Consider the following 24608-nt stretch of genomic DNA (forward strand, 5'->3'; position numbering starts at 1 on the left):
ATGGCTCGGTCGCGGGGCGTCTCCCCACACACCGTCACCGTAGGTGCCCGCGGGGACAACGACCAACCTCGCCCACCACCGTCGCAACCTGACGCCTGGGCGCGTCATGCACTCAGAGGTCTCGCAGCAGCGGCACGACGTCCGCGGTGAACTGCGTCAGGAAGCGTTCCTGGTCGGCGCCCGGCCCGTGCACCACGAGGTGATCGAAACCGGCCTCGACGTACGGGCGGATCTGCGCCACGGCGTCGTCGGGGTTCGACGCGACGATCCACCGTTTCGCGACGTCCTCGATCGGCAGCGCGTCCGCCAGCCGCTCCATCTCGGCCGGGGAGTCCACGCTGTGCTTCTGCTCGGGCGTCAGTGACAGCGGGGACCAGAACCGACAGTTCTGCAACGCGGCGTCGGCGTCCCGGTCGTAGGAGACCTTGATCTCGATCATCCGGTCGATGCGGTCCGGGTCGCGCCCGCCTGCCTCAGCACCTTCGACGACGGCCGGGAGAAGCTTGTCGGTGTAGAGGTCCATCCCCTTCCCGCTCGTGCAGATGAACCCGTCCCCCACCCGCCCCGCGTACTTCGCCACGACCGGCCCACCCGCCGCGACATAGACCGGCACCGGGTGCTCCGGGCGGTCGAAGATGGCCGCGTCGCGGACCGTGTAGTACTCACCTTCGCGGGTCACGGACTCCTCGGTCCAGAGCGCACGGATCAACCGAACTGCCTCGCGCAACCGCCCGAACCGCTCCTTGAACTCTGGCCAAACCGCTCCCGTGACGGCCGTTTCATTGAGGGCTTCGCCTGTCCCCACCCCGAGGAAGACCCGCCCCTCCGTCAACAGGGACAGCGTCGCGAAGGCCTGCGCGACCACGGCGGGGTTGTATCGGAACGTCGGCGTCAGGACGCTCGTGCCGAGCTGGACGCGGGTGGTCCGCTCGCCCATGGCGGCCAACACCGACAACGAGAAGGGGGCGTGCCCGCCCTCCATCCGCCAGGGAAGGAAGTGATCACTCACGCTGATGCTGTCGAGGCCGAGGTCCTCCGCGCGGACGGCGAAGTCCACGAGGTCGCGGGGCCCGAACTGTTCCGCCGAGGCCTTGTAGCCGATCCGCAGGGGCGCCCGGTCCGTCACGGTGTCCGACCTGCCTGGCCCGCGTCCGACGCGAGGTCGGCGGCGGCCCCGCCGGACGTAGCCCCGCCGGACGACGCGCCGCCGGGGATCGTGTCGGTCGCGCCGTCCGGGGCGGGCGAGGGCGCGGACTGGGTCGTCTGCTCGGCCACGGACGAGGAGGCCGACGGTTCCGTGGTCGTCGTCGCGGGCGGCGTGGACGTGGTCGACGTGGTCGTCGGTGCGCTCGTCGTCGGCGACGACGTCGAGGGCTGGGTCGTCGTCGTCTCGGTCCGGGTCTCCGTCGCCGTCGTCGTGCTCGTCGTCGTCGTGGTGCTCGGCGCCGTGGTGGACGTCGAACTACTGGTCGTCGAAGGCTGGGTCGTCGAGGTCGTCGTCGACGGCTGGGTCGTCGAGGTCGTCGACGACGTGCCGCCGGGGACGAGCTCGCGGTTGCCTCCGTCGCTCAGGAACTGGGTTGCGGCCCAGGCGAGGAGCGCGAGGGCTAGCACGATCAGCAGGACGACGGGGACGAGTGAGCGGCGGTCGGCAGGGTCGGTCGCCGGTCGCGGCGTGACCGGGTACCGGCCCGTGGCGGCGCCGTCCTGGGCGCCGAGCGGCGCCGACGAGGTGACCGCCCGGCCGTGAGTCCCGGCGGCGCCGGAAGCAGCATCGGTTCCGGCGCCAGCAGTCGCCGCGCCACCGGCGCCAGCAGTCGCCGCGCCACCGGCGGCGCCGGCGGCGCCGGCCAGCCCCGGAACGACGCGAGTGGCGTTCGGGTCATCGCCGGCCGAATGCCGGCTCGCCGGGGCACCAGCCGCGCCGGCGCGCAGGCGCTCGATCAGTTCCTGCGCGCTGGAGGGCCGCAGCGCCGGGTCCTTCTCGAGGAGGTCCGCCACGAGGTCGCTGAGCCAGTGCGGGGCGTCCGGGCGTTCGTCACCGAGCCACGGGGCCGGGCGCTGGACGTGCGCCAGCAGTGTCGCCATCGACGTGCCTTCGGAGAACGGCGCACGCCCCACGAGCGCGTACCAGATGACGCATCCGAGCGAGTAGAGATCCGAACGGGCGTCGACGGCCTGGCTCTGGGCATGTTCGGGCGAAATGTATTCGGGCGACCCGACGACGGTCTGGGTCGCGGTGAGCTCGCTGGGACCGGATTCGTCGACGACACGGGTGATGCCGAAGTCGAGCACCGTCACGCGACCGGCCGGGCCGAGCGTGATGTTGGACGGCTTGATGTCCCGGTGGATGACGCCGCGCGTGTGGGCCACGCGCAGAGCCGAGGCGACGGACGTCGCGAGCGAGATCGTCTCCTCCACCCCCAGCGGGCCGCGGTCCCGGATGACCTGCGCCAGCGTCGGATCGGCGATGAGCGCCATGACGAGGTAGCCGGTCGTGCCCTCGACGCCGAAGTCGTGGACGGTCACGATCGTCGAGTGCGACAGGCTGGCCGTGACCATGGCTTCACGGTTGAAGCGCTCCGCCATGGTCGGGTCGTCGCCGTGCAGCTCGACGATCTTGACGGCCACCTCACGGTCCAGGCGGGTGTCCCGCGCGCGCCACACCGTGCCCATGCCGCCCCGCCCGAGGATCTCCTCGAGGACATACCGCCCTGCCAGCGTGCGCTGCTCCATGGTGCCCATCCTCTCCCAGACCGCTGACCGAACGCCATGACGGGGCCGGTCCGGGTGCGGTCCGGGCACACGAGTACCTGACGTGGAAGAATCGGCCGACGTGAACACCCCCACGCCGCCCCCCTCGATGACGACCCTGGCCCGACGCCTCGCAGCCGCTGGCCGACGCCGGGTCAGCGGGGCCGCTGACGGGCCCGCGGGCGACCAGTCCACGCCGGGCACCCAGGGGGCGAAGGGGGCCCCGGCGACATCGGGGGCACAGCCGGTGGAATCGGGGGCACAGCCGGTGTCCGGCACCCAGGCGGCCACGACGACACCCGATGCGCCGTCAGCACAGGCAAGCCCGGCAGCCCGGCCACTGCCCGAACCCGTGACCGCGCCGGCCCTGGACGTCCGGGCCCTCGTGGCCCTCAGCCCCCGCCTTCGCGCCGTGCTTGCCCCCGAGTGGCAGCAGAGCACACTCGACTCCGCCGCGTGGCGACCTTCGCTCGCGTCGACCGACCTCGTCCTGGTGGAACTCGCCGGCGGCGAGGTCCCCGGCTGGACCGCGCCCGACCTCGAGACGCTCGTCGACGCCGCGGCCGAGGCGAGCGTCCCGGTGGCCGTGTGGGTCACGTCCGGCCCGGTGCCCGAGGCCGCCTGGCTGTCCCGGGTCAGCTCGGTCGGCGCCGTCACCCCCGCCCTCGTCGACGAGGCCACCACCCACACCACGGCGCCCGTTGCCCTGTGGGAGCCGGCCGCGCAGCCCCGCCTGAGCGGACTCGACCGGGAGGACGCCACCACCGGCCGCCGGGCACCCACCGCCCTGACGATCATCGACGGCCTCGACTCTCGCCCCGACGACACCCACCTCCGCGACGTCATCGCCCCGGCCCTCTCGAAGTTGACCGCCGCCGAGACCCCCGTCATCCGCGTCGACGGCCCCGACGCGCGAGTGACGGCCCCCCGCCTGCTCACCGACCGTCAGGTCGCCTCCGGCGCGTGGCACGAGATCGCTGGCGCGCTCGCCGACACCCGCGTCCTGCTCGACCTCGGGGACTCGGCGCCGGGTGCGCCCTGGACGAGCCTGGCCGCTGCCGTGGCCCAGACGCCGCTCGTCGGCACGTCCGGACTCGGGCGCGCGCTGCCCGCCTCCGTCGATGAGCTCGTTCCGCGGGTCGAGGACGAGAAGGACCTCCGCAGCGAGCTGCGGGCCCGCCTGCAGCAGGACGAACTCGTCCGCCGCGAGGGGCTCCGCCTCCAGCGCGCCGTCCTCGCCGACCACACCGCCGGGCATCGCGCCCGGGCCGTGCTGGAGTCGGTCGGTCGGACCGTGCCGACCGCCGATCGCAGCATCTCCGCCGTCGTCCCGACGAACCGCGAGCACGAGCTCGACAACGTCTTCGCCAACATCGGGCGTCAGAGCCACACCGACACCGAACTCGTCCTCGTCCTGCACGGGCTCGAGACCGACGACCAGGCCCTCATCGCCCGCGCCCGGGAGGCCGGCGTCGAGCGTGTCCAGATCGTCCACGCCGACCGGTCGCTCACCCTCGGCGCGTGCATGAACCTCGGCGTCGACGCCGCCGACGGGCGGTACATCGCCAAGATGGACGACGACAACTTCTACGGCGTCCACTACCTGTCCGACCTCGTCGACAGCTTCTCGTACACCGACGCCGGCATCGTCGGGAAGTGGGCCCACTACGTCTGGCTCCGCTCCACCGGCGCCGTCGTCATGCGCTACTTCGACTCCGAGCACCGCTACGAGCGGCGGATCCAGGGCGGCTCGATGCTCTTCGACGGGGACGTCGCCCGGTCGGTGCGGTTCAGCGACATCCCCCGCGCCGTCGACTCCGACATTCTCGACCGCAGCGCCCAGGAGGGCGTGCGCATCTACTCCGGCGATCGCTACAACTTCGTGTCCATTCGCGGCACCGACCGCCTGGCCCACACGTGGACCGTCACGGACTCGACCTTCATGACCGCGACCGGCCAGCTCCTCTTCTACGGCGACCCGCGCGAGCACGTCTCCGTCTGACCCACCCGTCTGATCCACCCGTCTGACGTCAACCCCGACCGGCTTCCCGCCCGCACAGCAGTACCCCCACGAAAGGTCCCCATGCCCCCCGTGAACAAGCAGACCGTCAAGGCCAAGGGCAAGCGCGCCGCGCTCAAGGTCATCCGCACGGTCCCCCTCGACTCGGTCGCGGCCCTGCCCGGCCAGGGCGGACGGGTCGGCCAGCGGGCCGTCCTCGCCCAGGCCCGCTCGCTCCTGCGCGAGACGCAGCAGCCCGACCAGGCCATCCGCCTCCTCAGCCGCATCCCCGCCGACCAACTGGGCGACGACGGCAACGCCCTCATCGCCGAGGCCTTCGCGGCCGTCGACGAGCAGGACCGCGCGTGGGAGTACGCCTCGAAGGCGGCCGCCGGCCCGAAGCCGAGCGTCGAGGCCCTCGTCGTCGCCCTGCGCGCCGCGGACCGCCTCGCCCTGACCGAGGAGCACGACGCGCTCCTGCTCAAGGCGACCAAGGCCGTGCCGCGCACCGAGGGGCAGGCCAACGGCCTCATCGCCGCCTTCCGCAGCCCGGACCGCGCACTCGTCGACCGGTTCGTCGCGAACGCCCGCACGTGGAAGGTCGACAAGAACGAGACGACGCTCGCGGTCCTCGAGACGGAGACCCACATCCGCAACGCGGGAGACGACGACGCGATCGTCGCCGCGGCGATCGCCGCCGGCCGACGGGACGTGGCGGGGCTGCGCGCCGCGACGCGCGTCCTGCCCGAGCACCGCGCGTTCGACGAACTCGCCGACGTCTACCGGCACCAGACCAACGAGGTCATCGCCCAGATGCCGCCGAAGACGATCCTCGCGGCGGCGCAGCGGACCCTCAAGGCCGGCCGCCTCGAGGCGGCCGCCACGCTCGCCGCCCGCCTGATGGAGACCCACTCCAAGCAGCCGGCCGCCCGCGACCTCTACAACCGCGCCCGCGATCAGGTGCACATCGCCCGCACGGGGTGGCCGATCGACGAGGCCGCCGAGGCCACGCACGAGCGCCGTCCCCGCGCCGTCCTGTCCGTCCTGGCCCAGTCGCTCCCCCACCGCTCCGGCGGCTACGCCACCCGTTCGCACGGCGTCCTCACGGGCCTGCGCAACCTCGGCTGGGACATGACCGCCGTGACCCGCCTCGGCTTCCCCTACGACCGCTGGCCCACGCGCAGCACCGAGGAGGTCGACCCCTTCGACGTCGTCGACGGGGTCACCTACACGCGCCTGCTCGAGCCCGGCGAGCGGGTCTACGACAACACCCCGCTGGCCGCCTACATCGAGCGCTTCTCCGAGCGCATCCTCGACGAGGCGGTCAAGCACGGCGCGAGCCTCATCCACGCGTCGAGCTTCCAGAACAACGGCCTCGCGGGTCTGCGCGCGGCACGCAAGCTCGGCATCCCCTTCGTCTACGAGATGCGCGGCCTCGAAGACCTCATGAAGATCAGCCGCGACCCCAAGTTCGGGTCGACGTCGGCGTATCGCTACATGACGGGCCTCGAGCTGCACATCGCGCAGCAGGCAGACCTCACCTTCGTCATCACCGAGGCCCTGCGCGGCGAGATGATCGAGCGCGGCGCCCCCGCCGAGCGCCTTGTCGTCCTGCCGAACGGCGTCCACACCTCCCAGTTCGAGCCCCGTGAGCCGGACCAGGACCTCATCCGCGAGCTCGGCCTCGAGGGCAAGATGATCGTCGGCTACGCCGGTGGGCTCGTCGACTATGAAGGCCTCGACCTGCTCCTGCACGCCGCCGCGCAGATCAAGAAGCAGCGGCAGGACTTCGCCGTCATCATCGTCGGCGACGGCCACTACGAGGCCACCCTCCACAAGCTGGCCCGCGACCTCGACGTCCTCGACGTCGTCCAGTTCACCGGCCGCGTGCCGCACAGCGAGGTGGCGCGCTACCTGTCGATCTTCCAGGTCACCCCCTTCCCCCGCCTGCCGCTGCCGGTCTGCGAGCTCATCTCGCCGATCAAGCCCTTCGAATCCATGGCCATGGGCAAGGCGGTCATCTCCTCGGACGTCGCTGCGCTGGCCGAGATCGTCGAGGGCGACGTGCGCGGGCTGCTCTTCCGCAAGGGCGACGCCACGGACCTCGCGGCGAAGATCACCGCCTACCTCGAGGACCCGGAGCTGCGCGAGCGGATGGGTCGGCAGGCGCGCGAGTGGGTGCTCGCCGAGCGCGACTGGAGCGACATCTGCCGCATCGTCGACGAGGCCTACGAGCGGGTGCTGCCGCAGGGCTGACGGGCGCCCCTCCGCCGGTGGCCCCGGACATGACGAAGGGGGCCGAGCCAGCTGGCTCGGCCCCCTTCGTCATGTCGTCAGTCGCCGGTGGGGATGTCGTCCGTGTGGATGTCCGCGATGGGGGTCTTCGTGATCCCCAGCGTCGACAGTTCGCGGTGCAGCACGGGCGTCAGCGACCGGACGTAGGTCGCCGTGACGTGGCTGCCCTGGCGGTAGATGAGCGTCTTGCCGATGACCGGCGGGCACGACGTGCCGACGGGCGGGCAGATCCACGGGTTGAGGTCGACGACGGGCACGCCGACCTGCTTCGCCGCGGCCTCGAGCGCGGGAGTGCCGCGGCCCTCGCCACCCTTGGCCCGGTCGTAACCGCAGGCCGCATAGTCGTCCTCGTGCTCGCTGATGCACTCGTAGACGGCCTTCTGCGTCGGCGTCGAGTTGTCGGTGAGCACGACGATCGTCGTCCCGAGGGCCTTGAGCTCCGCGAGCGCGTCACTCATGCCGCTCTCGATGGCGTCGCCCGCCGGGCGGCCCTGGGAGACGATCGCCACGTCGGGCGCGCCGGACTTCTTGAAGTGGTCGATGACGTTGTGCGCGAAGGCCGCACAGTCGTCCTTGACCCCGTCGTAGCTGAACGAGCAGGCCGACTTCAGGTACAGGTCCAGGCGCATGCCCTCGCGGTTGGCGATCGACTCGACGGCCGGGAACCACTGGCCCATCTTGGAGTCACCGAGCATGGCGAAGGTCGTGTCACTGTCGGTCTTGGCGTAGGCGCACTCGCGGTTGACGGCCGAGTCGCCCGGCTGCACCTGGCAGTCGTCGTCGTAGTAGGCGGGGATGTCCTCGGGCGCGAGCGCCGGGTCGGGCTGGATCGGGCCGCTGGTCGTGTACGCACCGGTCGGGTCGTCCTTGACGGTCCACTCGCGGGCCTGCTGGTCGGCGATGAGCTCGGTGGCGCCCACGACGGGGGCGTCGGGGTCGAGCTTCGGCACCGTCAGGTGGACCGCGCCGGCCGCGACGAGGGAGGCCGCCATCATGGCGCCGCCCATCGCGAGGGCCTTGCCGGGGTGGATGGCCAGCGAGCGACGGAAGCGGATCGGGTCCTCGATGAGGTGCTTCGTCAGCCACGAGAGCGCCACGGCGAGCGCGCCGATGACGAGCTTGTGCCGCAACCGGAGCGCGTCACCCCACTGCGCCTCGGCGAGGATGATGAGCGGCCAGTGCCAGAGGTAGATGGCGTAGGACAGGCCGCCGATCCAGGTCATCGGCTTGATGCTGAGCGCCTTCGCGACGAGCGTCTCCTGCGTGGCGCACCCCGCGGCGATGACGAGGGCAGCGCCGACCGTCGGGACGAGGGCGGCCCAGCCCGGCCAGGCGACGAGGAGGAGGCCGACCTTCGCCGAGGAGGTGAAGGCGAAGGCGGAGAAGAGGATCAGGGCCGCGCCCGCCAGCGCGAGGATCTGCGCGGCGGCGCGCGGGAGACGACGCAGCCGCACGGCCACGAAGGCGAGCAGCGCGCCGATCCCGAGCTCCCAGACCCGGGTCGTCGTGTAGAAGTACGCCGTCGCCGGGTCGGAACGGGTGTGCAGGACCGAGTAGACGAAGGACGCGAGCGCCGTGACGGCGAGGATCAGGAAGAGCAGGCGCTTGGGCTTGAGCCGGGCGCGGCGGGCCACGATCATCCCGACGAGGATCATCAGCGGCCAGACGACGTAGAACTGCTCCTCGACCGACAGCGACCAGTAGTGCTGCAGCGGCGACGGCGCGGCGTCCTCGGCGAGATAGTCGACGGAGCGGAAGGCGAGCGCCCAGTTGATGACGTAGAGCGTCGCGGCGATGACGTCGGTCACGAGGTCGCCGTGCGCGGGCTTGGGCAGGATGAGCCACCCGGCGATGGCGGTGAAGAGCAGGACCGTCGTCGCGGCGGGCAACAAGCGGCGGGCGCGCCGGGCATAGAAGTCGACGATGGAGACGGTGCCCGTGCGGGTCGCCTCCCGGATCAGCAGGGAGGTGATGAGGAACCCGCTGATGACGAAGAAGATGTCGACGCCGACGAAGCCGCCGGTCATCCGCGGGACGAGCCCGAGGAGGGCCGGGACCCCGAGGTGGTAGATCAGCACGGTGCCGACCGCGACGGCGCGCAGGCCCTCGATGTCGCCGCGCAGGACGGTCTTGTGCGCCGTGGGTGCCGGGCCACCGGCGGATGCCGGGGTGCCGGGCTCACCGGGAGTCGACGGGTGGGTCACGGTCGAAGTCACTGCTGCCCTCAGGCGCGCTTGGCGGCACCGACGGAGTCGGCGAGGATCCGGGCGATGCGCGGGCCGGCGTGGCCGTCCCACAGCGGCGGGACATCCCACTCCGTCAGCGGTCCGGTGGCCAGGACCTCGCGCACCTTCTCGGCGAGGTTGTCGCGGCGCACGAGCTGGTTGGTGCCGTGGGTGATCGTCACCGGGCGCTCCGTGTTCGGGCGCAGCGTGAGGCACGGGACGCCGAGCACGGTCGTCTCCTCCTGCACGCCCCCGGAGTCGGTGACGACGGCGGCGGCGCCGCGCACCAGGCCCATGAACTCGAGGTAGCCCAGCGGGTCGATGACGCGCATGCCCTCGTGGTCGAGGAAGCCGGCCTCCTCGAGTCGCGCGCGACCGCGCGGGTGCAGCGGGATGACGACCTGGGCCTGGTCGGCCACGGCGTGCATCGCGTCGACGAGCTCCTTGACGTCGGCGGGGTCGTCGACGTTGCCCGGGCGGTGCAGCGTCGCCACGATGTACGGGCCCTCGAGGCCGAGCTCGGCGCGGGCGGCCTCGGCGTCGAAGCGGTCCTTGTTCTTCAGCAGCGTGTCGATCATCGGGTTGCCGACGAAGTGGATCTTGTCGGGGTCGGTGCCCTCGTTGCCGAGGTGACCGATCGCGTCGGTGCTCGTCGTGAGCAGCAGGTCCGAGAGCTTGTCCGTGACGAGGCGGTTGATCTCCTCGGGCATCGTCATGTCGAAGGAGCGCAGCCCGGCCTCGACGTGAGCGAAGGTGATCCCCATCTTGGAGGCGACGAGGGCGGCGGCGACGGTCGAGTTCACGTCGCCGTAGACGACCACGAGGTCGGGGCGTCGCTCCTCGAAGAGCTCCTCGAGCGCCGACATGACGGCGGCCGTCTGCCGACCGTGGGACCCGGACCCGACCCCGAGGTTGACGTCCGGCTTCGGGATGCCGAGCTGCCGGAAGAAGATGTCCGACATCTTGTCGTCGTAGTGCTGGCCCGTGTGGACCAGGAGCTGCTCGACGTCGTAGGCGGCGAGCGCCTCGAGGACGGGTGCGGCCTTCGGGAAGTTGGGTCGCGCGCCGGTGACGTGCAGGACAAGCGGTGCCATGGGGGTCCTTCGTGGCAGGGTCGTGATCGCTGCACAGTGTCGCACGCAGCGGGCTCAGGTGCCGAAGACCGGGTGGCTCAGCAGGCCCAGCCACTGCTCGCGGGCGCTCTGCAGGAAGTGGCCCACGTCGGTCGCCCAGGTGTGCTCGGCATCGGCGTGCCGCACATAGAGGTAGCCGAGGTCGTGCGGGCGATAGATCCGGCCGCCGGCGCCGGTGACGGCCTCGATGAGCCGGCTGTCGACGGCGCGGGGGACGTCCGCCCAGCCGCCGACGTCGCGCAGGGTCTCCCCGGACAGCAGCAACGTGCCGCCCGCGACCCGGTGCACCCACGACTCCGGCGCGCCGAAGACCCGGCGGACGGTCGTGTCGAGCGCCTCGAGATGAACGACCGTCGGGCTCTTGCCCACGAGTTCGGCGCCGGAGACGGCCCGGGCGAGGACGAGATCGAGGACGTGGTCGGGGCCGTAGTGGTCGTCGTCGTCCACCTTCGTCACGAGCTCGCCCTCCGCGGCGGCGCTGCCGAGCGCGAGGGCCGCACCGAGTGTCGTGCCCGTCGGGGCGCTGAGGACCCGGACCGGCACGTCGCCGGCGGTGATCTCGGGCGCCGGTTCGTCCGAGTGGATGACGACGACGAGCTCGAGCGGCCGGTAGGTCTGGGCGGCCATCATCGCCGCGATCCGCGGGAGGAAGTGGAGCCGCTTGGTCACCAGCACCGCCGACACCGCGGGCCGCGAGCGGAGCCCGACGACGAGGGCGTCGCGGCGCTGCGCGACGGCGCGCGCGTCGAACTCGAGCAGGCCGGGCACCACGCCCGGCGTGTCCGGGCGGACCTCGAAGGGGAGCCGCGCGGCGAGCGGTCCGGGCACACCTCCCGTGACCAGCGTCCCGCGGGCGGCGGCCCGGTGCAGGTACGAGATGACGACGCCACCCTTGTCGAGTCCGGGCTCCACGGCCACCGAGAGTCCATGGCAGGTGTCGAGGAGCGGGAGGGTCCGCGCGAGTTCCTCGCGGTCCTGCCACCGGCCGCGGCGGGTGCGGGCACCCGGGACGGTGAGGCGCCATGAGGCGTCCTGCACGAGCAGCACCGCGCGCTTGTCGCGGTCCGCCCCCGGCACCCGGCCGACGGGGTGGTCGATCGCGAGGTCGAGGGCTCCGACGGACATGGCGGCCAACCTACCGGGCCTATCCTCGGGACGTGCCCTCGTCGCCCCCGCTGACCCTGTCCGCCTGGCTGCGTCCCGCCGACACCGACGGCAATGCCGACGCCACGACCGACGGCGTGGCGGTCGAGGCGGCCCTCGCCGGGCTGCGGACGGCGCTCGCCGCCGCCGGGCTGGACCCGGTCGTCCACGTCGTGGGCCGCGACCCCGTCTCGGACCGCCCGACGACCGACGCCGTCCTCGTCGCGCCGGTGGGGGCGACCTTCGCGCCGGGGGCGGTGGGCCGCCTCCTCGCCGAACTCGACCAATCGGGCCGCCGGCTCGTGCGGGTGACGACGACTGGCCCCTCGCCGATGCTGTGCCGCTCCGGTCTGCTCGCGAACGGCGCCGTGACCCTCGCGGACGTGCTCGTCGACGGCCCCGGGCTCGATGCCCGCCTGGCCGCGGCCGGGGAGTTGCGTCAGGACGGCCAGTGGCGGCACTGGCTCGACGGCGATGTCGTGGGCGTGCGTGCCGGGACCCTGCCGGCGGGCTGGGCCGAGGCCGTGGAGCGCCGGCACTCCCTGACGCGTACCACTCTCACCCGCGGTCGACGGGTGGCGGGTCGGATCCGTCGGGACCTGCGCCTGCGTCGGGCTCGCCGCGCTGCCCGTTGAGCTGACTCAGCGCTGAGCGCCGCGGTTCGCGACCCGACTCAGGAGCGGTAGAGCCACCGCGCGATGTCGCCGCGGGCCGCGCGATAGGCCGGCGACGCGCCCGCGACGAGGTGCTCGACGGGGCCGCTGTCGCGCAGGGACGTCGGTAGTTCCTCGGTGACGGCGAGCCGCGGCCGGTCGGTGCTGCCCGGGCCCTCGAGGGCCACCGGGGTGCGCAGGTCCGGCAGCGCCGCCCGCCACGCGGGCGGACCCCACGGCCCCGCGAGCGAAGGTCGTCCGCCCGGCTGCCGAGTCGCACCCGCCGGCGCGTCCACGACGAGGTCCATGACCGCCCGGGCCGCGGCCCGGCCACCATCGGTTGCCGGGAGCGCGGCGCAGGCCGCGCGGAGGTCGTCCCGCACGGCCGGGTCGAGGAGCCGGGCCACCCCCGCGGCCACGCTCCCCCCTTCGTCGGCGTCGGCCACGAGCGCGACGCCGTCCGCCGCGAGGGTCCTCGCCCGCAGTGCCTGATCGTCGGTCTGCGTGGCGGAGGGAATGAGCAGGGTGGGGACACCAGCCCCCAGGAGTTCGTGGACCGCGTTGTAGCCCGCTGCCCCCACCGCGGCGTCGAAGGCCGCCGTCGACCGCGAGAGGGGGTAGACCCCCTTCAGCAGCACGACCCGGTCGTGGTCGGCGGCGTCCCCGCCCACGGCGTGCTCGGCGATCGCCTGACTCGTCACCGCCACCTGCCACTCCGGGCCGAGTTCCCGGACCGCCGCGAGCGCGGCCCGCGCCGGGGTCGCCACGTCGCCGAGCACCCCGGCGCCGGGGGCCAACAACAGGGCGGGACGGTCGGGGTCGAGGCCGAGCGCTCGCCGAGCCGTGGCGCGGTCGTGCTTGACGAGCACGTCGTCGATGGCGATCGGGGCGACCTTTGTGGCGTCGTCGCGGTCGGTGGTGGCCCCACGATCCGCGTGCGCCGCGAAGTCTCCCGGCTCGATGACGAGGTCGAAGTCGCCCGCGTGCCGCAGCCAGTCCGCACCCACTCCCGCGCGCCACATGCCTCGCCGGCTCCACACGAAGGCGGTGTCCGGCAGAGCCCGGCGCGCGGCGAGCAGTCCGTCGTAGGGCACGACCCCGTCATAGACGAGTGCGCGCGCCCCGGTCTCGGCGACGAGCGCCCTGAGCCGGTCACGGAAGTACGGTTCCCAGCCGAGCTGGGGGACGCGCCGGCGCACGGCGCCGGCCACTCCCCTTCGCGGAAGCCATCCGCTCTTGCGGCTGGGGCAATACTCGCTGCGCACCGATCGGGAGGCCAGCTCCGGGAGCTGCCCGGCGGCGACGGCCGCCGCGACCGTGGGGAGCGCCGCCGACAGCGACAGGAGGATGGGGTCGAGGGTCTCCGGCGCCGAGAGGGCCACCGTGAGTTGGCGCGTCAGGTGCCCCATGCCGACCCCGTTGCTCGTGGCCAGGACGACAGGGATCGGGGGGCGGTCGGGCATGCGGCGAGTGTAGGGCGGACGACCGCCGCCACCGCGCGCCGCCTGTCCCGCGCAGGGCGTGACTGTATGCTTCCGGACGACTGGATTCGGCGAGGATCCCCGCTCGCGGCGCACGTCCGAGCGCTCCCTCGTGGAGGCGGTCCGACACGCTCCGCGTCCGCCGCGGTTCCGCACACACCAAGGAGACAACAGTGACGGTTGACGTCGCGATCATCGGGCTCGGCTACGTCGGGCTGCCCCTGGCCCAGGAGGCCTCCAAGGTCGGGCTGAAGGTGCTCGGCTTCGACGTCAACACGGGCGTCGTCGACGCCCTGAACGCTGGTCGCTCCCACGTCGACGACCTCTCCGACGCCGATGTGGCCGACATGGTCGCCGCGGGCTTCTCCGCCACGACGGACCCCAGCCTGATCGGTGACGCCAAGACGGTCGTCATCTGCGTCCCGACGCCCCTGTCCGAGGACGGCGGCCCCGACCTCGGCCCCGTCAAGGCCGCCGTCGACACGATCGCCGCGAACCTCAAGCCGGGCATGACCGTCATCCTCGAGTCGACGACCTACCCGGGCACGACGGACGAGGTCGTCCGCCCCGTCCTCGAGGCCGGCGGTCTCGTCGCGGGCACCGACTTCCACCTCGCCTTCTCGCCCGAGCGCATCGACCCGGGCAACGAGACCTTCGGCGCCAAGAACACCCCGAAGGTCGTCGGCGGCCACACCCCCGCCTGTGGCGACGCGGCGGCCGCCTTCTACGGCCAGTTCGTCGACACGGTCGTGCGCGCGAAGGGGACCCGCGAGGCCGAGACGGCCAAGCTCCTCGAGAACACCTACCGCCACATCAACATCGCCCTCGTCAACGAGATGTCGCGCTTCTGCCACGACCTCGGCATCGACCTGTGGGACGTCATCAACGCCGCCGCGACGAAGCCCTTCGGCTTCCAGGCCTTCTACCCCGGTCCCGGCGTCGGCGGCCACTGCATCCCGATCGACCCGAACTACCTCTCCTACAACGTGCGCGCGAAGCTGGGCTACCCCTTCCGCTTCGTCGAGCTCGCGCAGGAGATCAACGCGACGATGCCGATGTACATCACGCAGCGCGCCCAGGACCTCCTCAACGACGACGGCAAGTCGCTGCGCGGCTCCACCGTCCTGCTGCTCGGCGTCACGTACAAGCCGAACATCGCCGACCAGCGTGAGAGCCCGGCCGTGCCGCTGGCGCGTCACCTGCTCGACAAGGGCGCGACCGTCCAGTACCACGACCCGCACGTGACCAACTGGACCGCCGCCGGTGACGGCGTCACCCGCGCCGAGGACCTCGAGGCCGCCGTGGCCGCCGCGGACCTCACGGTGCTCGTCCAGAACCACCGCGAGTACGACATCGACGCGCTCGCCGGGAAGTCCCAGAACTTCTTCGACACCCGCGGCAAGGCGAGCGACGGCGAGAAGGTCCACCGTCTGTGACGGATGTCGTGTCGGACGTCGACTCACGGATCGCCCCCAAGGCGGCCCTGAGCACGGAGGAGGCCGGGGCGCTCGCTGAGCGTCACGGCCTCCGGACGCTGGGCGAGCGGCCTCCGCTCGGCCGGTACGTCCGCGACATGCTGAAGCGGCGCTCCTTCGTCTGGACGCTCTCGGCCGGCCAATCCCAGGCCAAGAACCAGAACAACCGCCTCGGGCAGGTGTGGGCGGTCTTCAACCCGCTCCTGCTCATCGCCAGTTACTTCCTCATCTTCGGCCTGCTCCTCGAGACCAACCGCGGGGTCGAGAACTTCGTCGCGTTCCTCGCGATCGGGGTCATCTTCTTCGGTCTCACCGCCACCGCCATCAACAGCGGCAGCAAGGCGATCACGGGCAACACCAACCTCATGCGGGCCCTGCACTTCCCGCGGGCGATCCTGCCGCTGTCCGTCGTCCTCACCGAGTTCGTGGCGTCCATCCCCGCCTTCGTCCTGCTCGTCGGCGTCGTCCTCGTCACCGGGGAGCGACCCAGCGTCGAGTGGCTCCTCTTCCCCGTCGCCGTCGTCCTGCACCTCATGAGCCTCGTCGGGCTCGCCTTCATCGGCGCACGAATCGTCAACATCTCGCGCGACCTCGGCAACCTCATCCCCGTCGCGACCCGCCTGCTGCGCTACGTCTCGGGTGTCTTCTTCCCCATCGCGCACTACGCCAGCGGTTTCTGGGGCATCGTGCTGGGCTACACCCCCTTCGCGCTGCCGCTCACGATCGCCCGTGAGTCGCTGCTCAACGACCCGGCCAACGCGGTGCACTGGTCGTACTGGATCGCCATGGCCGCCTGGGCCGTCGGACTGATGGCCGTCGGGCTCGTCGTCTTCTGGTGGGACGAGGCGAAGTATGGCCGCGGCTGAGTCCGGCGGGCCCGAGCGGACCGTCACCCGTGGACGCGCCGTGGGCACGTCCGCGGGCGACCCCACCGTGGTCGTCTCGCACCTCGACATCACCTACCGCGTCCTTGGCGTCGCGGGGCGCAGCAGCGCTGCGGCCGACGAGGACAACTGGCTCAAGCGCACCCTGCGGCAGGGGCGTGACATCACGAAGGTGCGCGAGGTGCCGGCCGTCAAGGACGTCTCCTTCGTCGCGCACCACGGCGAGTCGATCGGCATCATCGGCCGCAACGGTTCCGGCAAGTCGACGCTCCTGCGCGCCGTCGCGGGCCTCATCCCGCCGACGGAGGGCCGCGTGTGGGTGGCCGGCGAGCCGGCGCTGCTCGGCGTCAACGCCGTCCTCATGAGCAAGCTCACCGGTGAGCGCAACATCTACCTCGGCGCCCAGGCGATGGGCCTGACGAAGGCTCAGATCGCCGAGCGCTTCGACGACATCGTCGAGTTCTCCGGCATCGGCGACGCCGTCTACATGCCGATGTCGACCTACTCCTCGGGCATGGCGGCCCGGCTGCGCTTCGCCATCTCGACGGCCGCGGCGCCCGACGTCCTCATGGTCGACGAGGCCCTCGCGACCGGTGACGCCGACTTCCGCGCGAAGTCGAGCGCCAAGATCTCCCAGATCCGCGAGCAGGCCGCGACCGTCTTCCTCGTCTCGCACTCGAACTCGACGATCCGCAGCATCTGCGATCGGGCACTCTGGATGGACCGCGGTGTCCTCGTCGCCGACGGCCCGGCCGAGGAGGTCGTCGCCGCCTACGAGAAGACGCTGCCCAAGCGTGGCGGCAGCGCCAGCGGCCCCACGGCCAGGAAGGCGCCGGTCAAGGGCACGAAGGCGGGCCGGCCGTCCAAGGACGCGCCGACCGGCTGGCCGCGGATGGCCCGCCTGCCCGTCAAGTCCGTCCCGACGTTCGACGCCATGACCGGCAACCGGCCGAGTACGTCCGCCAAGGCGACCCCGGACGCGAAATGACCGCGGCCGACATGACCGCCGCGCGCTCGGCGCTGGTGGTCACGGTCGTGCACAACCCGCAGGACTCGAGGATCCGGCAGCGGGAGATCACCGCCCTGCTCGCCGCCGGGTGGCACGTGACGTACGCGGCCCCCTTCAGCGCCTTCGACCAGGCGGTGCCCACCGGAGACCTGACGGGCCTCGATCTGCCGCGGGCCGTCGGCCGCTCCCGCGGACACGCGTGGCGGGCCGTTCGCCGCGTCCTGCGCGAGCAGGGATCGCGCCACGACGTCGTCCTCGTCCACGACCCCGAGATCCTCACGGCCGCGGTCGGCCTCGGCCTGGACCGGCTCATCTGGGACGTGCACGAGGATCCCGCCGGAGCCCTCACCGTCAAGGAGTGGATGCCGCGTCCCCTGCGCGGCGTCGGGGCACGCGGTTGGCGACTGGCCGAGCGGCTGGCCGAGCGCCGCTGGACCCTGCTGCTCGCCGAGCACGCCTACCAGGAGCGGTTCCGCCGCGAGCACGTCGTCGTCCCGAACACGGTCACCGTCCCGGACCACGTGAGCGAGCCCGGCAGCGGCCGGGTCGTGTATCTCGGCTCCGTGACCCAGGCCCGGGGCTGCGCCTCCCTCGTCGAGGTCGCCCGGTCCCTGACCGAACGCACCGGGGGCGGCCTGACCCTCGACGTCATCGGCCCCGCGCTCGATGCCGACTCGCGTCGCCAACTCACCGAGGCCCAGAGTCAGGGGACGCTGCGCTGGCACGGCTTCCTGCCGAGCGACGAGGCCTTCGCCCTGCTCGACGGCGCCCTCGCGGGACTCTCGCTCCTGCGGGACCTGCCCAACTATCGGGGCAGCATGCCGACGAAAGTCGTGGAGTACCTCGCCCACGGCTTGCCCGTGGTCTCGACGCCGCTACCCCTGGCCGTCGAGCTGCTCGAACGGAGCGGGGGTGGCGTCGTGGTCCCCTTCGACGATCCGGTCGCGGCCGCCGACGCGGTGCTCGACCTGCGGGCCGATGCCGCGAGAGCCCGGCTCATGGGCGAGCGCGGGCACGCGTACGTGGCGGACCATTACGACTGGAGCAGCCAGGCGGGAGGATTCATCACCGCGCTCACGAGCGTGGCGGATCGCGGTACCGAGCCCCCTCGCTGACGCTCGGCACCGCGATCAGAGCACGCGGGCTCGTGCGCGCTCGAGCAGCCCCAGGACTTCGGCCTCGGGGTAGCGCCGGTGGCCACCCAACGTGCGGATCGACGAGAGCTTGCCGCTCTGCGCCCAGCGGGTCACGGTCTTGGGGTCCACTCGGAAGAGCGCCGCCACCTCGCCCGGGGTCAGGAGTCGATCAATCGGTCCTGCGGTCATCGCCATCGCCAGCTCCTCGTCGTGGATGTCCACCGTGTTGATTGTCCAGCTCCAGTGGCATGGGCGACATGCCCGACTCGGGCAGTTCTCCGTGGTCACAAGTGACTAGTCGCCGGATGGTGAACCCTCGCCTCGTCGACGTCATGGCTGGCGGCATACTCGGATCCGGCGCGCGATCCGCGCCATCCAACGGCGACTCAGGAGCACCCACCGTGATGACCCTCTCCACCACCGACCACGAACAGGTCGTCTTCTGCCACGACAGGACGTCGGGGCTGCGCGCGATCATCGGCATCCATGACACCCGACTCGGCCCCGCGCTCGGCGGCACGCGCTTCCACCCCTACGCGAGCACCGACGAGGCCCTGCAGGACGTCCTGCGACTCAGCCGTGGCATGTCCTACAAGAACGCCATGGCGGGCCTCCCGCTCGGCGGCGGCAAGGCCGTCATCATCGGCGACCCCGCGCGGGACAAGACGCCCGAGCTGCTGCGCGCCTACGGCCGGTTCGTCGAGTCCCTCGGCGGCCGGTACGTCACGGCCTGCGACGTGGGCACCTACGTGGCCGACATGGACGTCGTCGCCGAGGAGACCCGCTGGGCGACCGGTCGCTCGGAGTCGCGCGGCGGCGCCGGCGACTCGTCCGTCCTGACGGCGCTCGGCGTCTTCCAGGGGCAGCGCGCGGCCGCGCAGCACCTGTGGGGCGACCCGTCCCTCGGCGGCCGCACCGTGGGCATCGCGGGCGTCGGGAAGGTCGGCCGCATCCTCGCGGGTCACCTGCTCGCGGACGGCGCGCGAGTGGTCGTCACCGACGTCAACTCCGCCGCGATCGACGCCCTGCGGGCGGAGCACCCAGAGGTCGAGGTCGTCTCCGACGTCACGGCTCTCACGGGCTCCGCGCTGGACATCTATGCCCCCTGCGCCCTCGGCGGCGCCCTGGACGACGAGACGGTGGAACGCCTTACCGCGAAGGTGGTCTGTGGCGCCGCGAACAATCAGCTCGTCACCGAGGGTCCCGGCGGCACGGCCGAGCGGCTGCGCTCGCGCGGGATCACCTACGCACCCGACTTCCTCGTCAACGCGGGTGGGGTCATCCAGGTCCACGACGAGCTGCTCGGCTTCGACTTCGCGCGGGCGATGGCGCAGACCGAGGGGATCTACGAGCACACGCTCGAGGTGCTCACCACCGCCGATGCGCAGGACGTCACGCCGGCGACCGCCGCGGACCGGATCGCCGAGGCCCGGATGGCTGCCGGCGGACCGGGCACCTGGCTCCCCGGGGACCGCTGACCCGCACCCCCGGCACGCGCCAGGCGTCCCGGCGGGTGCGCCCTCGGGTGCGCAGCCACTGACTCCCGCCGCCTCCCGACCCGCGGGTCCGCTCCAGCAGGCGGACCCGCGGCAGGGAACAGTCCCGATCTGATGTAGCGTTGTCCCCACGACTACACACGAATCCCGGGACCGCTGCGCGGAGTCGAGGTCGGAGTCATCCGATCTGGACCATGCGATGCCGTCCCGCTGACGCACGAGGGGGTCACGCCATGGGGCGCGGCCGGGCCAAAGCCAAGCAGACCAAGGTTGCTCGGGAGCTGAAGTACTACTCCCCTGACACCGACTTGAGCGCGCTTGAGCGAGAACTACACGGATCGTCCTCCTCACCTGAGCGGAGCGTCCCATTGTCGGTCGACTCCGACGTCGAGGACGATGACGACTACGGATCGTGGGAGCACGGTCGGCGTTCGCGCTGACCACTCACACACACCTCGTGCTGACCTCGTGAGGTCAGGACCCGACCATCCGCATCACGGTGGGTCGGGCGCATCGCTGCCCACGGCAGCACGACTCAGTTGCGAATGATGCCGCTGCGTCGGGCTTCCGCGACGGCCGCGGTGCGCGAGGTGACGCCGAGCTTCCCGTAGATGTGCGACAGGTGTGACTTCACCGTCGCCTCCGACAGGAAGAGCTCCTTGGCGACGTCGCGGTTGGACTGACCGCGCGCCACGATCTCGAGCACTTCGAGTTCGCGCTCGCTGAGACCGGTCGTGGGCTGACGCACTCGAGCCACGAGCCGACGCGTGACCGTCGGCCCCATGACCTGCTCGCCGCGGTGCGCCGCACGGATGGCCGAGACCAGGTGCGCCGGCGACGTGTCCTTGAGCAGGTAGCCGGAGGCCCCCGCCTCGACCGCCGCGACGATGTCCGCGTCGTTGTCATACGTCGTCAGCACGACGACCGTCGCCGTTCCGCGCGCCGTGATGGCGGCCGTCGCCTCGACTCCCTGGGTCCCGCCGCCAGCAAACTGCAGGTCCATGAGGACGACGTCGGCATGCCCGGCGCGCTCGATGGCCTCGGCCCCGGTGGCGGCCTCCGCCACGACGTCGAAGTCGCTCTCCGCCTCGAGCACGGACCGGAGTCCGGCGCGGACCACCGGATGGTCGTCGGCAATGAGCAGGCGAATCATGGGTCCATTGTCCCCCGGAGCGTGGCCCTCCCCCGCATCGGACCTGCCCCGGCGTGCCCCGAACGCACCTGGGCGCGCCTCTTGACGGCAGGGCCTCCCATCGGTCAATGTATCAATACATTGATTCAATGGATCATTGAACCGTGGACCACGGAGGTCACCATGAGCATGCTGCCCCTTGCCCTACTCGTCGCCGCGCTCCTCCTGCTGCTCGGGCTCATCACGGCGGTCGTGTTGCTCGCCGGTGGTCGAACCAGCCGCCCCGCACCCACTCCCGTGGCGACCTTCGAGGCCGCGCGGCGCCATGCCTCCCGGGCGACCCTGGCCGCCTGGGTGCTCGGCGGCACGACCGGCGTCGTCCTCTTCGCGGCCACGCCTCGACTCACCGACCTCACGGAGCGGGTGCCCGGACTGCTGCCGGCGCTCGCCCCCACCGCCGCCGGTCTCGTCTTCGCCGCCGTCCACGCGGTCGGCGAGGTGACGTGGCCCCGACCCACGGGCAGCGTCCGAACGGCCATCCTCGAGCGCCGCACCGTGGCCGACGTCGCCCCACGTCCTCTCCGCCGCGCTCTGTGGTGCCTCGTCCTGCTCGGCGCCCTCGCCGTCGTCGTGCTCGGTCTCGTCGCCGCTCCGGACGGCCGGAGCATCGAACGGGACTTCACGTCCCCCGAGGGGTGGCCGGCCTCGTCCTCCGCCGGACCCTTCCCCGGCTGGCCCTACGGTCTGCCGATGCTCGCGGGCTGGCTCCTGCTCCTCGGGGCGTCCGAGTGGATGCTCCGCCGGATCGCCAACCGCCCTGCCGTCGTGGGCACGACCGCCCCCTCCGACCTGTCGCTGCGACGCCTCTCCGCGCATCGGGTCCTGCGAGGAATCGTGCTGGCCGTGGCCATCCACCTCGGCGTCATCCTGCTCGTGGCCGCCATGGCCGCCCGCAGCGTCGGGTCGACCGCCCCCGCGCTGGCTCTCCTGGCCCTCGGCCTCGTCACGACTCTCGCCGGACTCGTCCTGGCCGCGCTGCCCGCCGCGGCACCGACGGACGCCACGGCATGAGTCTCCACATCGTCGTCGATCTCGACTCGGGAGCCCCGCCCTACGAGCAGATCCGCGCCCAGGTCGCCGGCCACATCCGGGCGGGAGCGCTGCACGCCGGCGACCGGCTGCCGACCGTTCGATCCCTCGCGGCGGACCTCGGCGTCGCCGTGGGGACGGTCCAACGCGCCTACCGGGAGTTGGAGGCCGCCGGGCTCGTGACGACCCGGCGCCGCGCCGGGACGACGGTGGCCGGGGGTACCCGGGCCCTGGCCCCGGCCACCGCGCTGCAGGACGCGGCGCACGCCTTCGTCGCCCGAGCTCGGGCCGAGGGGCTGACCGACGAGGAGATCACCGACCTCGTGCGGGGCGCCCTGCTCCGGTGAGCGCCTCGGCTGGCGGATCGGCTAGGTCAGGGGGACGCTGACCGAGACGGCCGTGCCCTCCCCCGGCGCCGACTCGACGACGAAGGTCGCCCCGATGGACACCGCGCGGGCGCGCATGGCCGTCAGTCCGTGCCCTCGCCCGGAGTCGGGGAGGTCATGGCCACGGGCGTCCGGGTCGAAGCCAGCGCCGTCGTCAACGACGTCGAGGGCGATCTCGTCGGCCCCGTGGGTCAGCGTCACCCGCAGCCGCCGCGGACGGGCGTGCTCGACGGCGTTGGCGATGGCGGACTGCCCGATCCGCAGGAGCGCGAGCGCGACGTCCTCGGGCGGTTCGTGAGCGTCGACGGCGCCGTCCGAGCGGAACCGTGCGTCGATGCCGCGCCCGGCCGTGGCCATCTCGAGCGCGCTCGCCAGGGCCGAACCGAGGCCCGCGGCGAGCGCGTCCGGAGGGCGCGCCTGCACGAGCCGGCGGGCCTCGACGAGGTTGGTGACGGCGGCCTCGCGCGCGAGGCGGACGTGGGTGCGGGCCCGGCCCGGGTCGGCGTCGAGGACGTCGTCGGCGGCGCCGAGGAGGAACTGGATGCTCGTCAGACCCTGCGTGATGGTGTCGTGGATGTCGCGGGCCAGACGCTCGCGCTCGGCGAGCACGCCCGCTTCGCGCTCGGCGGCGAGCATCAGGCCGCGGGTCGTCTCGACCTCCTCGAGGAGCGTCTGGCGGGCGTCGCTCTCGCGTTGCAGTGCCTCGTAACCGAGCACGGTCGCCACGGCGACGAGGGCGCCCAGCGTCGGGCCCGCCACGGCCGCGGGTGAGAAGCCGTGGTGGTGGGCCCAGCCGAGGATGGCCGCCCCGAGCGCCATGGCGACGGCCCCCATCCGCCAACGCGGGGCGAGGGCGTGCAGGAGCAGGAAGAAGATCGGGAAGGCCAGCCAGATCGCCTCGGGCGAGAGGGCCAGGAGGCCACCCCACGCGAGGAGCGTCAGCGCGAGGAGAGCGGGGGCCAGCAACGCCGGCGTCCGGTCCCCGGACGTCGGGCGCCCGGGCAGGACGATGAAGGTCGCCCCGGCGACGAGGAGAACGCCCGCCACGACGAGCGGGAGGGCAGCGTCCCGGTCGAGCCCGCGGACGACCGCGACGACCGTGAGGATGACCACGAGCAGGTGGAGCGCCCACCGCATGGGGCGAGGTGCGGCGGCCACCCGGTCGGCGACGCGGGCCGATCCGCGGGCACCTGCCCCGGTCACGGGTGCTCGCCCACCACCTGGACGGAGCCGCCGTCGACCCCCTTCGCGCCCTGCACGACCTCGACACCGTCGGCGACGGGCGCGCCGTCGAGGGTGTGCACCTCACCCATGACCCAGGTGTCGATGCCGCGAGCCTGCAGCACGGAGGTGGCCCGGTCGGCCTGGTCCGCGGGCAGCACGGCGACGAAGCCGACACCCATGTTGAGGGTGCGTTCGAGGTCTGGGCGCGGGACCCGACCCAGCTCGGCGACGGTGGAGAAGACGGCTGGCGGGCGCCACGTGGAGCGGTCGACCCGGGCGAGGACGTCCGCCGGCAGGACGCGGGCGAGGTTGGCGGCGAGGCCGCCGCCGGTGACGTGGCTGAGGGCGTGGACGTCGACGCCGTCGGTGCGGATCAGCGCGAGCAGGTCCGCGGAGTAGACACGGGTCGGGGTGAGCAGCTCCTCGCCGAGGGTGTGGCCGAACTCCTCGACGTGCCGGTCGAGGGCCCAGCCGGCCGACTCGACGACCTTGCGGACGAGGGAGTAGCCGTTGGAGTGCAGACCCGAGGACGCGAGGCCGAGGACGACGTCCCCTGCGCGCACGCGCTGCGGTCCGAGGACGGCGTCGTGCTCGACGACGCCGGTCGCCGCGCCCGCGACGTCGTACTCGTCCGGGGCCAGGAGACCCGGGTGCTCGGCCGTCTCGCCACCGACGAGGGCGACACCGGCCTGCTCGCACGCCGCCGCGATGCCGCGCACGATGTCGGCGATCCGCTCGGGCACGACCCGGCCCGTGGCGATGTAGTCGGTCATGAAGAGGGGCTCCGCGCCGCAGACGACGATGTCGTCGACGACCATGCCGACGAGGTCGTAGCCGATGGTGTCGTGCACGTCGAGCGCCTGGGCGATGGCCACCTTCGTCCCGACGCCGTCGGTGGACGTGGCGAGCACGGGACGGTCCATCCCCTTGAGGGCCGACGCGTCGAACATCCCGGCGAAGCCCCCGAGGCCCCCGAGGACCTCCGACCGGGTCGCCCGCGCCACGCTCGCCTTCATGAGCTCGACGGCCCGGTCGCCGGCCTCGACGTCGACACCCGCTCCGGCGTAGGTGATCGGTGTGGGTTCGGTGCTCAT

At 72.5% G+C, this 24608-nt stretch carries 21 protein-coding genes; 11 read left to right on the plus strand and 10 right to left on the minus strand.

Annotation, left to right across the window (positions count from 1 at the left end):
• Nucleotides 1-112: 112 nt before the first annotated feature.
• Both fgd and ACQBAS_RS11795 read right to left on the minus strand, forming a co-directional pair.
• The gene (fgd, locus tag ACQBAS_RS11790; protein WP_427383997.1) at nucleotides 113-1126 is read right to left on the minus strand and encodes a glucose-6-phosphate dehydrogenase (coenzyme-F420); all 1014 of its coding nucleotides are present in this window, start codon (nucleotides 1124-1126) and stop codon (nucleotides 113-115) included.
• A complete protein-coding gene (locus ACQBAS_RS11795) occupies nucleotides 1123-2736 on the minus strand; it encodes a serine/threonine-protein kinase (protein WP_427383998.1) in 1614 nt (537 codons plus the stop codon). Before ACQBAS_RS11795 ends, fgd begins: the two co-directional genes overlap by 4 nt.
• 100 nt (nucleotides 2737-2836) lie before the next feature.
• On the opposite strand from ACQBAS_RS11795, the gene ACQBAS_RS11800 reads away from it, so the two are divergent.
• Nucleotides 2837-4756 carry a glycosyltransferase gene (locus tag ACQBAS_RS11800; protein ID WP_427383999.1) on the plus strand — a complete coding sequence of 640 codons (1920 nt, stop codon included), beginning with the start codon at nucleotides 2837-2839 and terminating at the stop codon, nucleotides 4754-4756.
• Nucleotides 4757-4837: 81 nt separating this feature from the next.
• Complete coding sequence (locus tag ACQBAS_RS11805) at nucleotides 4838-7009, plus strand: glycosyltransferase family 4 protein (protein ID WP_427384000.1); 2172 nt, start codon at nucleotides 4838-4840, stop codon at nucleotides 7007-7009.
• Nucleotides 7010-7086: 77 nt separating this feature from the next.
• Here the strand turns inward: ACQBAS_RS11805 and ACQBAS_RS11810 are convergent, their stop codons facing one another.
• The 3 genes from ACQBAS_RS11810 to ACQBAS_RS11820 are packed head-to-tail and all read right to left on the minus strand — an operon-like array spanning nucleotide 7087 to nucleotide 11531.
• A complete protein-coding gene (locus tag ACQBAS_RS11810) occupies nucleotides 7087-9252 on the minus strand; it encodes an acyltransferase family protein (RefSeq protein ID WP_427384001.1) in 2166 nt (721 codons plus the stop codon).
• Between the two features lie 20 nt (nucleotides 9253-9272).
• The gene (wecB, locus tag ACQBAS_RS11815; RefSeq protein WP_427384003.1) at nucleotides 9273-10367 is read right to left on the minus strand and encodes a non-hydrolyzing UDP-N-acetylglucosamine 2-epimerase; all 1095 of its coding nucleotides are present in this window, start codon (nucleotides 10365-10367) and stop codon (nucleotides 9273-9275) included.
• Nucleotides 10368-10421: 54 nt separating this feature from the next.
• On the minus strand, nucleotides 10422-11531 hold the full coding sequence (locus ACQBAS_RS11820) for a glycosyltransferase (RefSeq protein WP_427384004.1): 1110 nt from the start codon (nucleotides 11529-11531) through the stop codon (nucleotides 10422-10424).
• Nucleotides 11532-11563: 32 nt separating this feature from the next.
• Between ACQBAS_RS11820 and ACQBAS_RS11825 the strand changes: the two genes are divergently transcribed.
• Nucleotides 11564-12184, plus strand: a complete 621-nt coding sequence (locus ACQBAS_RS11825) for a hypothetical protein (protein WP_427384005.1) — start codon at nucleotides 11564-11566, stop codon at nucleotides 12182-12184.
• A gap of 38 nt (nucleotides 12185-12222) precedes the next feature.
• Here the strand turns inward: ACQBAS_RS11825 and ACQBAS_RS11830 are convergent, their stop codons facing one another.
• On the minus strand, nucleotides 12223-13665 hold the full coding sequence (locus ACQBAS_RS11830) for a UDP-N-acetylglucosamine--LPS N-acetylglucosamine transferase (RefSeq protein ID WP_427384006.1): 1443 nt from the start codon (nucleotides 13663-13665) through the stop codon (nucleotides 12223-12225).
• A 191-nt stretch (nucleotides 13666-13856) separates the two neighbouring features.
• On the opposite strand from ACQBAS_RS11830, the gene ACQBAS_RS11835 reads away from it, so the two are divergent.
• From ACQBAS_RS11835 to ACQBAS_RS11850, 4 genes are read left to right on the plus strand one after another with little or no spacing between them, the layout of a single operon-like run.
• Nucleotides 13857-15119 carry a nucleotide sugar dehydrogenase gene (locus ACQBAS_RS11835; protein ID WP_427384007.1) on the plus strand — a complete coding sequence of 421 codons (1263 nt, stop codon included), beginning with the start codon at nucleotides 13857-13859 and terminating at the stop codon, nucleotides 15117-15119.
• Nucleotides 15120-15127: 8 nt separating this feature from the next.
• Complete coding sequence (locus tag ACQBAS_RS11840) at nucleotides 15128-16024, plus strand: ABC transporter permease (RefSeq protein ID WP_427384008.1); 897 nt, start codon at nucleotides 15128-15130, stop codon at nucleotides 16022-16024.
• Complete coding sequence (locus ACQBAS_RS11845) at nucleotides 16011-17030, plus strand: ABC transporter ATP-binding protein (RefSeq protein WP_427384010.1); 1020 nt, start codon at nucleotides 16011-16013, stop codon at nucleotides 17028-17030. The genes ACQBAS_RS11840 and ACQBAS_RS11845 overlap by 14 nt, the downstream gene beginning before the upstream one ends.
• Nucleotides 17027-18166, plus strand: a complete 1140-nt coding sequence (locus ACQBAS_RS11850; RefSeq protein ID WP_427384011.1) for a glycosyltransferase — start codon at nucleotides 17027-17029, stop codon at nucleotides 18164-18166. Before ACQBAS_RS11845 ends, ACQBAS_RS11850 begins: the two co-directional genes overlap by 4 nt.
• Nucleotides 18167-18181: 15 nt before the next feature.
• Here the strand turns inward: ACQBAS_RS11850 and ACQBAS_RS11855 are convergent, their stop codons facing one another.
• Entirely contained in the window at nucleotides 18182-18382 is a 201-nt protein-coding gene (locus ACQBAS_RS11855) for a BldC family transcriptional regulator (protein ID WP_427385639.1), read from the minus strand.
• A gap of 209 nt (nucleotides 18383-18591) precedes the next feature.
• On the opposite strand from ACQBAS_RS11855, the gene ACQBAS_RS11860 reads away from it, so the two are divergent.
• Both ACQBAS_RS11860 and ACQBAS_RS11865 read left to right on the plus strand, forming a co-directional pair.
• Nucleotides 18592-19665 carry a Glu/Leu/Phe/Val dehydrogenase dimerization domain-containing protein gene (locus ACQBAS_RS11860; RefSeq protein WP_427384012.1) on the plus strand — a complete coding sequence of 358 codons (1074 nt, stop codon included), beginning with the start codon at nucleotides 18592-18594 and terminating at the stop codon, nucleotides 19663-19665.
• A gap of 251 nt (nucleotides 19666-19916) precedes the next feature.
• Nucleotides 19917-20123: a DUF3073 domain-containing protein gene (locus ACQBAS_RS11865; RefSeq protein WP_427384013.1), complete on the plus strand. Its 207-nt coding sequence runs from the start codon at nucleotides 19917-19919 to the stop codon at nucleotides 20121-20123.
• 95 nt (nucleotides 20124-20218) lie between these two features.
• Here the strand turns inward: ACQBAS_RS11865 and ACQBAS_RS11870 are convergent, their stop codons facing one another.
• Nucleotides 20219-20836 carry a response regulator gene (locus ACQBAS_RS11870; protein ID WP_427384014.1) on the minus strand — a complete coding sequence of 206 codons (618 nt, stop codon included), beginning with the start codon at nucleotides 20834-20836 and terminating at the stop codon, nucleotides 20219-20221.
• A gap of 162 nt (nucleotides 20837-20998) precedes the next feature.
• Here ACQBAS_RS11870 and ACQBAS_RS11875 point away from each other — a divergent pair, with 162 nt between their 5' ends.
• Both ACQBAS_RS11875 and ACQBAS_RS11880 read left to right on the plus strand, forming a co-directional pair.
• On the plus strand, nucleotides 20999-21886 hold the full coding sequence (locus ACQBAS_RS11875; RefSeq protein WP_427384015.1) for a hypothetical protein: 888 nt from the start codon (nucleotides 20999-21001) through the stop codon (nucleotides 21884-21886).
• The gene (locus tag ACQBAS_RS11880) at nucleotides 21883-22251 is read left to right on the plus strand and encodes a GntR family transcriptional regulator (RefSeq protein WP_427384016.1); all 369 of its coding nucleotides are present in this window, start codon (nucleotides 21883-21885) and stop codon (nucleotides 22249-22251) included. Before ACQBAS_RS11875 ends, ACQBAS_RS11880 begins: the two co-directional genes overlap by 4 nt.
• Before the next feature lie 21 nt (nucleotides 22252-22272).
• On the opposite strand, the gene ACQBAS_RS11885 is transcribed toward ACQBAS_RS11880, so the two are convergent.
• Both ACQBAS_RS11885 and purM read right to left on the minus strand, forming a co-directional pair.
• A complete protein-coding gene (locus ACQBAS_RS11885; RefSeq protein ID WP_427384017.1) occupies nucleotides 22273-23493 on the minus strand; it encodes a sensor histidine kinase in 1221 nt (406 codons plus the stop codon).
• A complete protein-coding gene (purM, locus tag ACQBAS_RS11890) occupies nucleotides 23490-24608 on the minus strand; it encodes a phosphoribosylformylglycinamidine cyclo-ligase (protein WP_427384018.1) in 1119 nt (372 codons plus the stop codon). Before purM ends, ACQBAS_RS11885 begins: the two co-directional genes overlap by 4 nt.

The organism is Janibacter zhaoxuefangae, assembly GCF_050271985.1.
Classification (GTDB): Bacteria; Actinomycetota; Actinomycetes; order Actinomycetales; family Dermatophilaceae.

Bases quoted from the DNA above. Each gene is read 5' to 3' on its own strand.
- ACQBAS_RS11850 (WP_427384011.1), top strand. From the start codon at position 17,027: ATGACCGCGGCCGACATGACCGCCGCGCGCTCGGCGCTGGTGGTCACG.
- ACQBAS_RS11860 (WP_427384012.1), top strand. From the start codon at position 18,592: ATGACCCTCTCCACCACCGACCACGAACAGGTCGTCTTCTGCCACGAC.
- ACQBAS_RS11830 (WP_427384006.1), bottom strand. From the start codon at position 13,665: ATGCCCGACCGCCCCCCGATCCCTGTCGTCCTGGCCACGAGCAACGGG.
- ACQBAS_RS11795 (WP_427383998.1), bottom strand. From the start codon at position 2,736: ATGGAGCAGCGCACGCTGGCAGGGCGGTATGTCCTCGAGGAGATCCTC.
- ACQBAS_RS11855 (WP_427385639.1), bottom strand. From the start codon at position 18,382: ATGGCGATGACCGCAGGACCGATTGATCGACTCCTGACCCCGGGCGAG.
- ACQBAS_RS11875 (WP_427384015.1), top strand. From the start codon at position 20,999: ATGAGCATGCTGCCCCTTGCCCTACTCGTCGCCGCGCTCCTCCTGCTG.
- ACQBAS_RS11820 (WP_427384004.1), bottom strand. From the start codon at position 11,531: ATGTCCGTCGGAGCCCTCGACCTCGCGATCGACCACCCCGTCGGCCGG.
- ACQBAS_RS11865 (WP_427384013.1), top strand. From the start codon at position 19,917: ATGGGGCGCGGCCGGGCCAAAGCCAAGCAGACCAAGGTTGCTCGGGAG.
- purM (WP_427384018.1), bottom strand. From the start codon at position 24,608: ATGAGCACCGAACCCACACCGATCACCTACGCCGGAGCGGGTGTCGAC.
- ACQBAS_RS11845 (WP_427384010.1), top strand. From the start codon at position 16,011: ATGGCCGCGGCTGAGTCCGGCGGGCCCGAGCGGACCGTCACCCGTGGA.
- ACQBAS_RS11870 (WP_427384014.1), bottom strand. From the start codon at position 20,836: ATGATTCGCCTGCTCATTGCCGACGACCATCCGGTGGTCCGCGCCGGA.
- ACQBAS_RS11880 (WP_427384016.1), top strand. From the start codon at position 21,883: ATGAGTCTCCACATCGTCGTCGATCTCGACTCGGGAGCCCCGCCCTAC.
- wecB (WP_427384003.1), bottom strand. From the start codon at position 10,367: ATGGCACCGCTTGTCCTGCACGTCACCGGCGCGCGACCCAACTTCCCG.
- ACQBAS_RS11805 (WP_427384000.1), top strand. From the start codon at position 4,838: ATGCCCCCCGTGAACAAGCAGACCGTCAAGGCCAAGGGCAAGCGCGCC.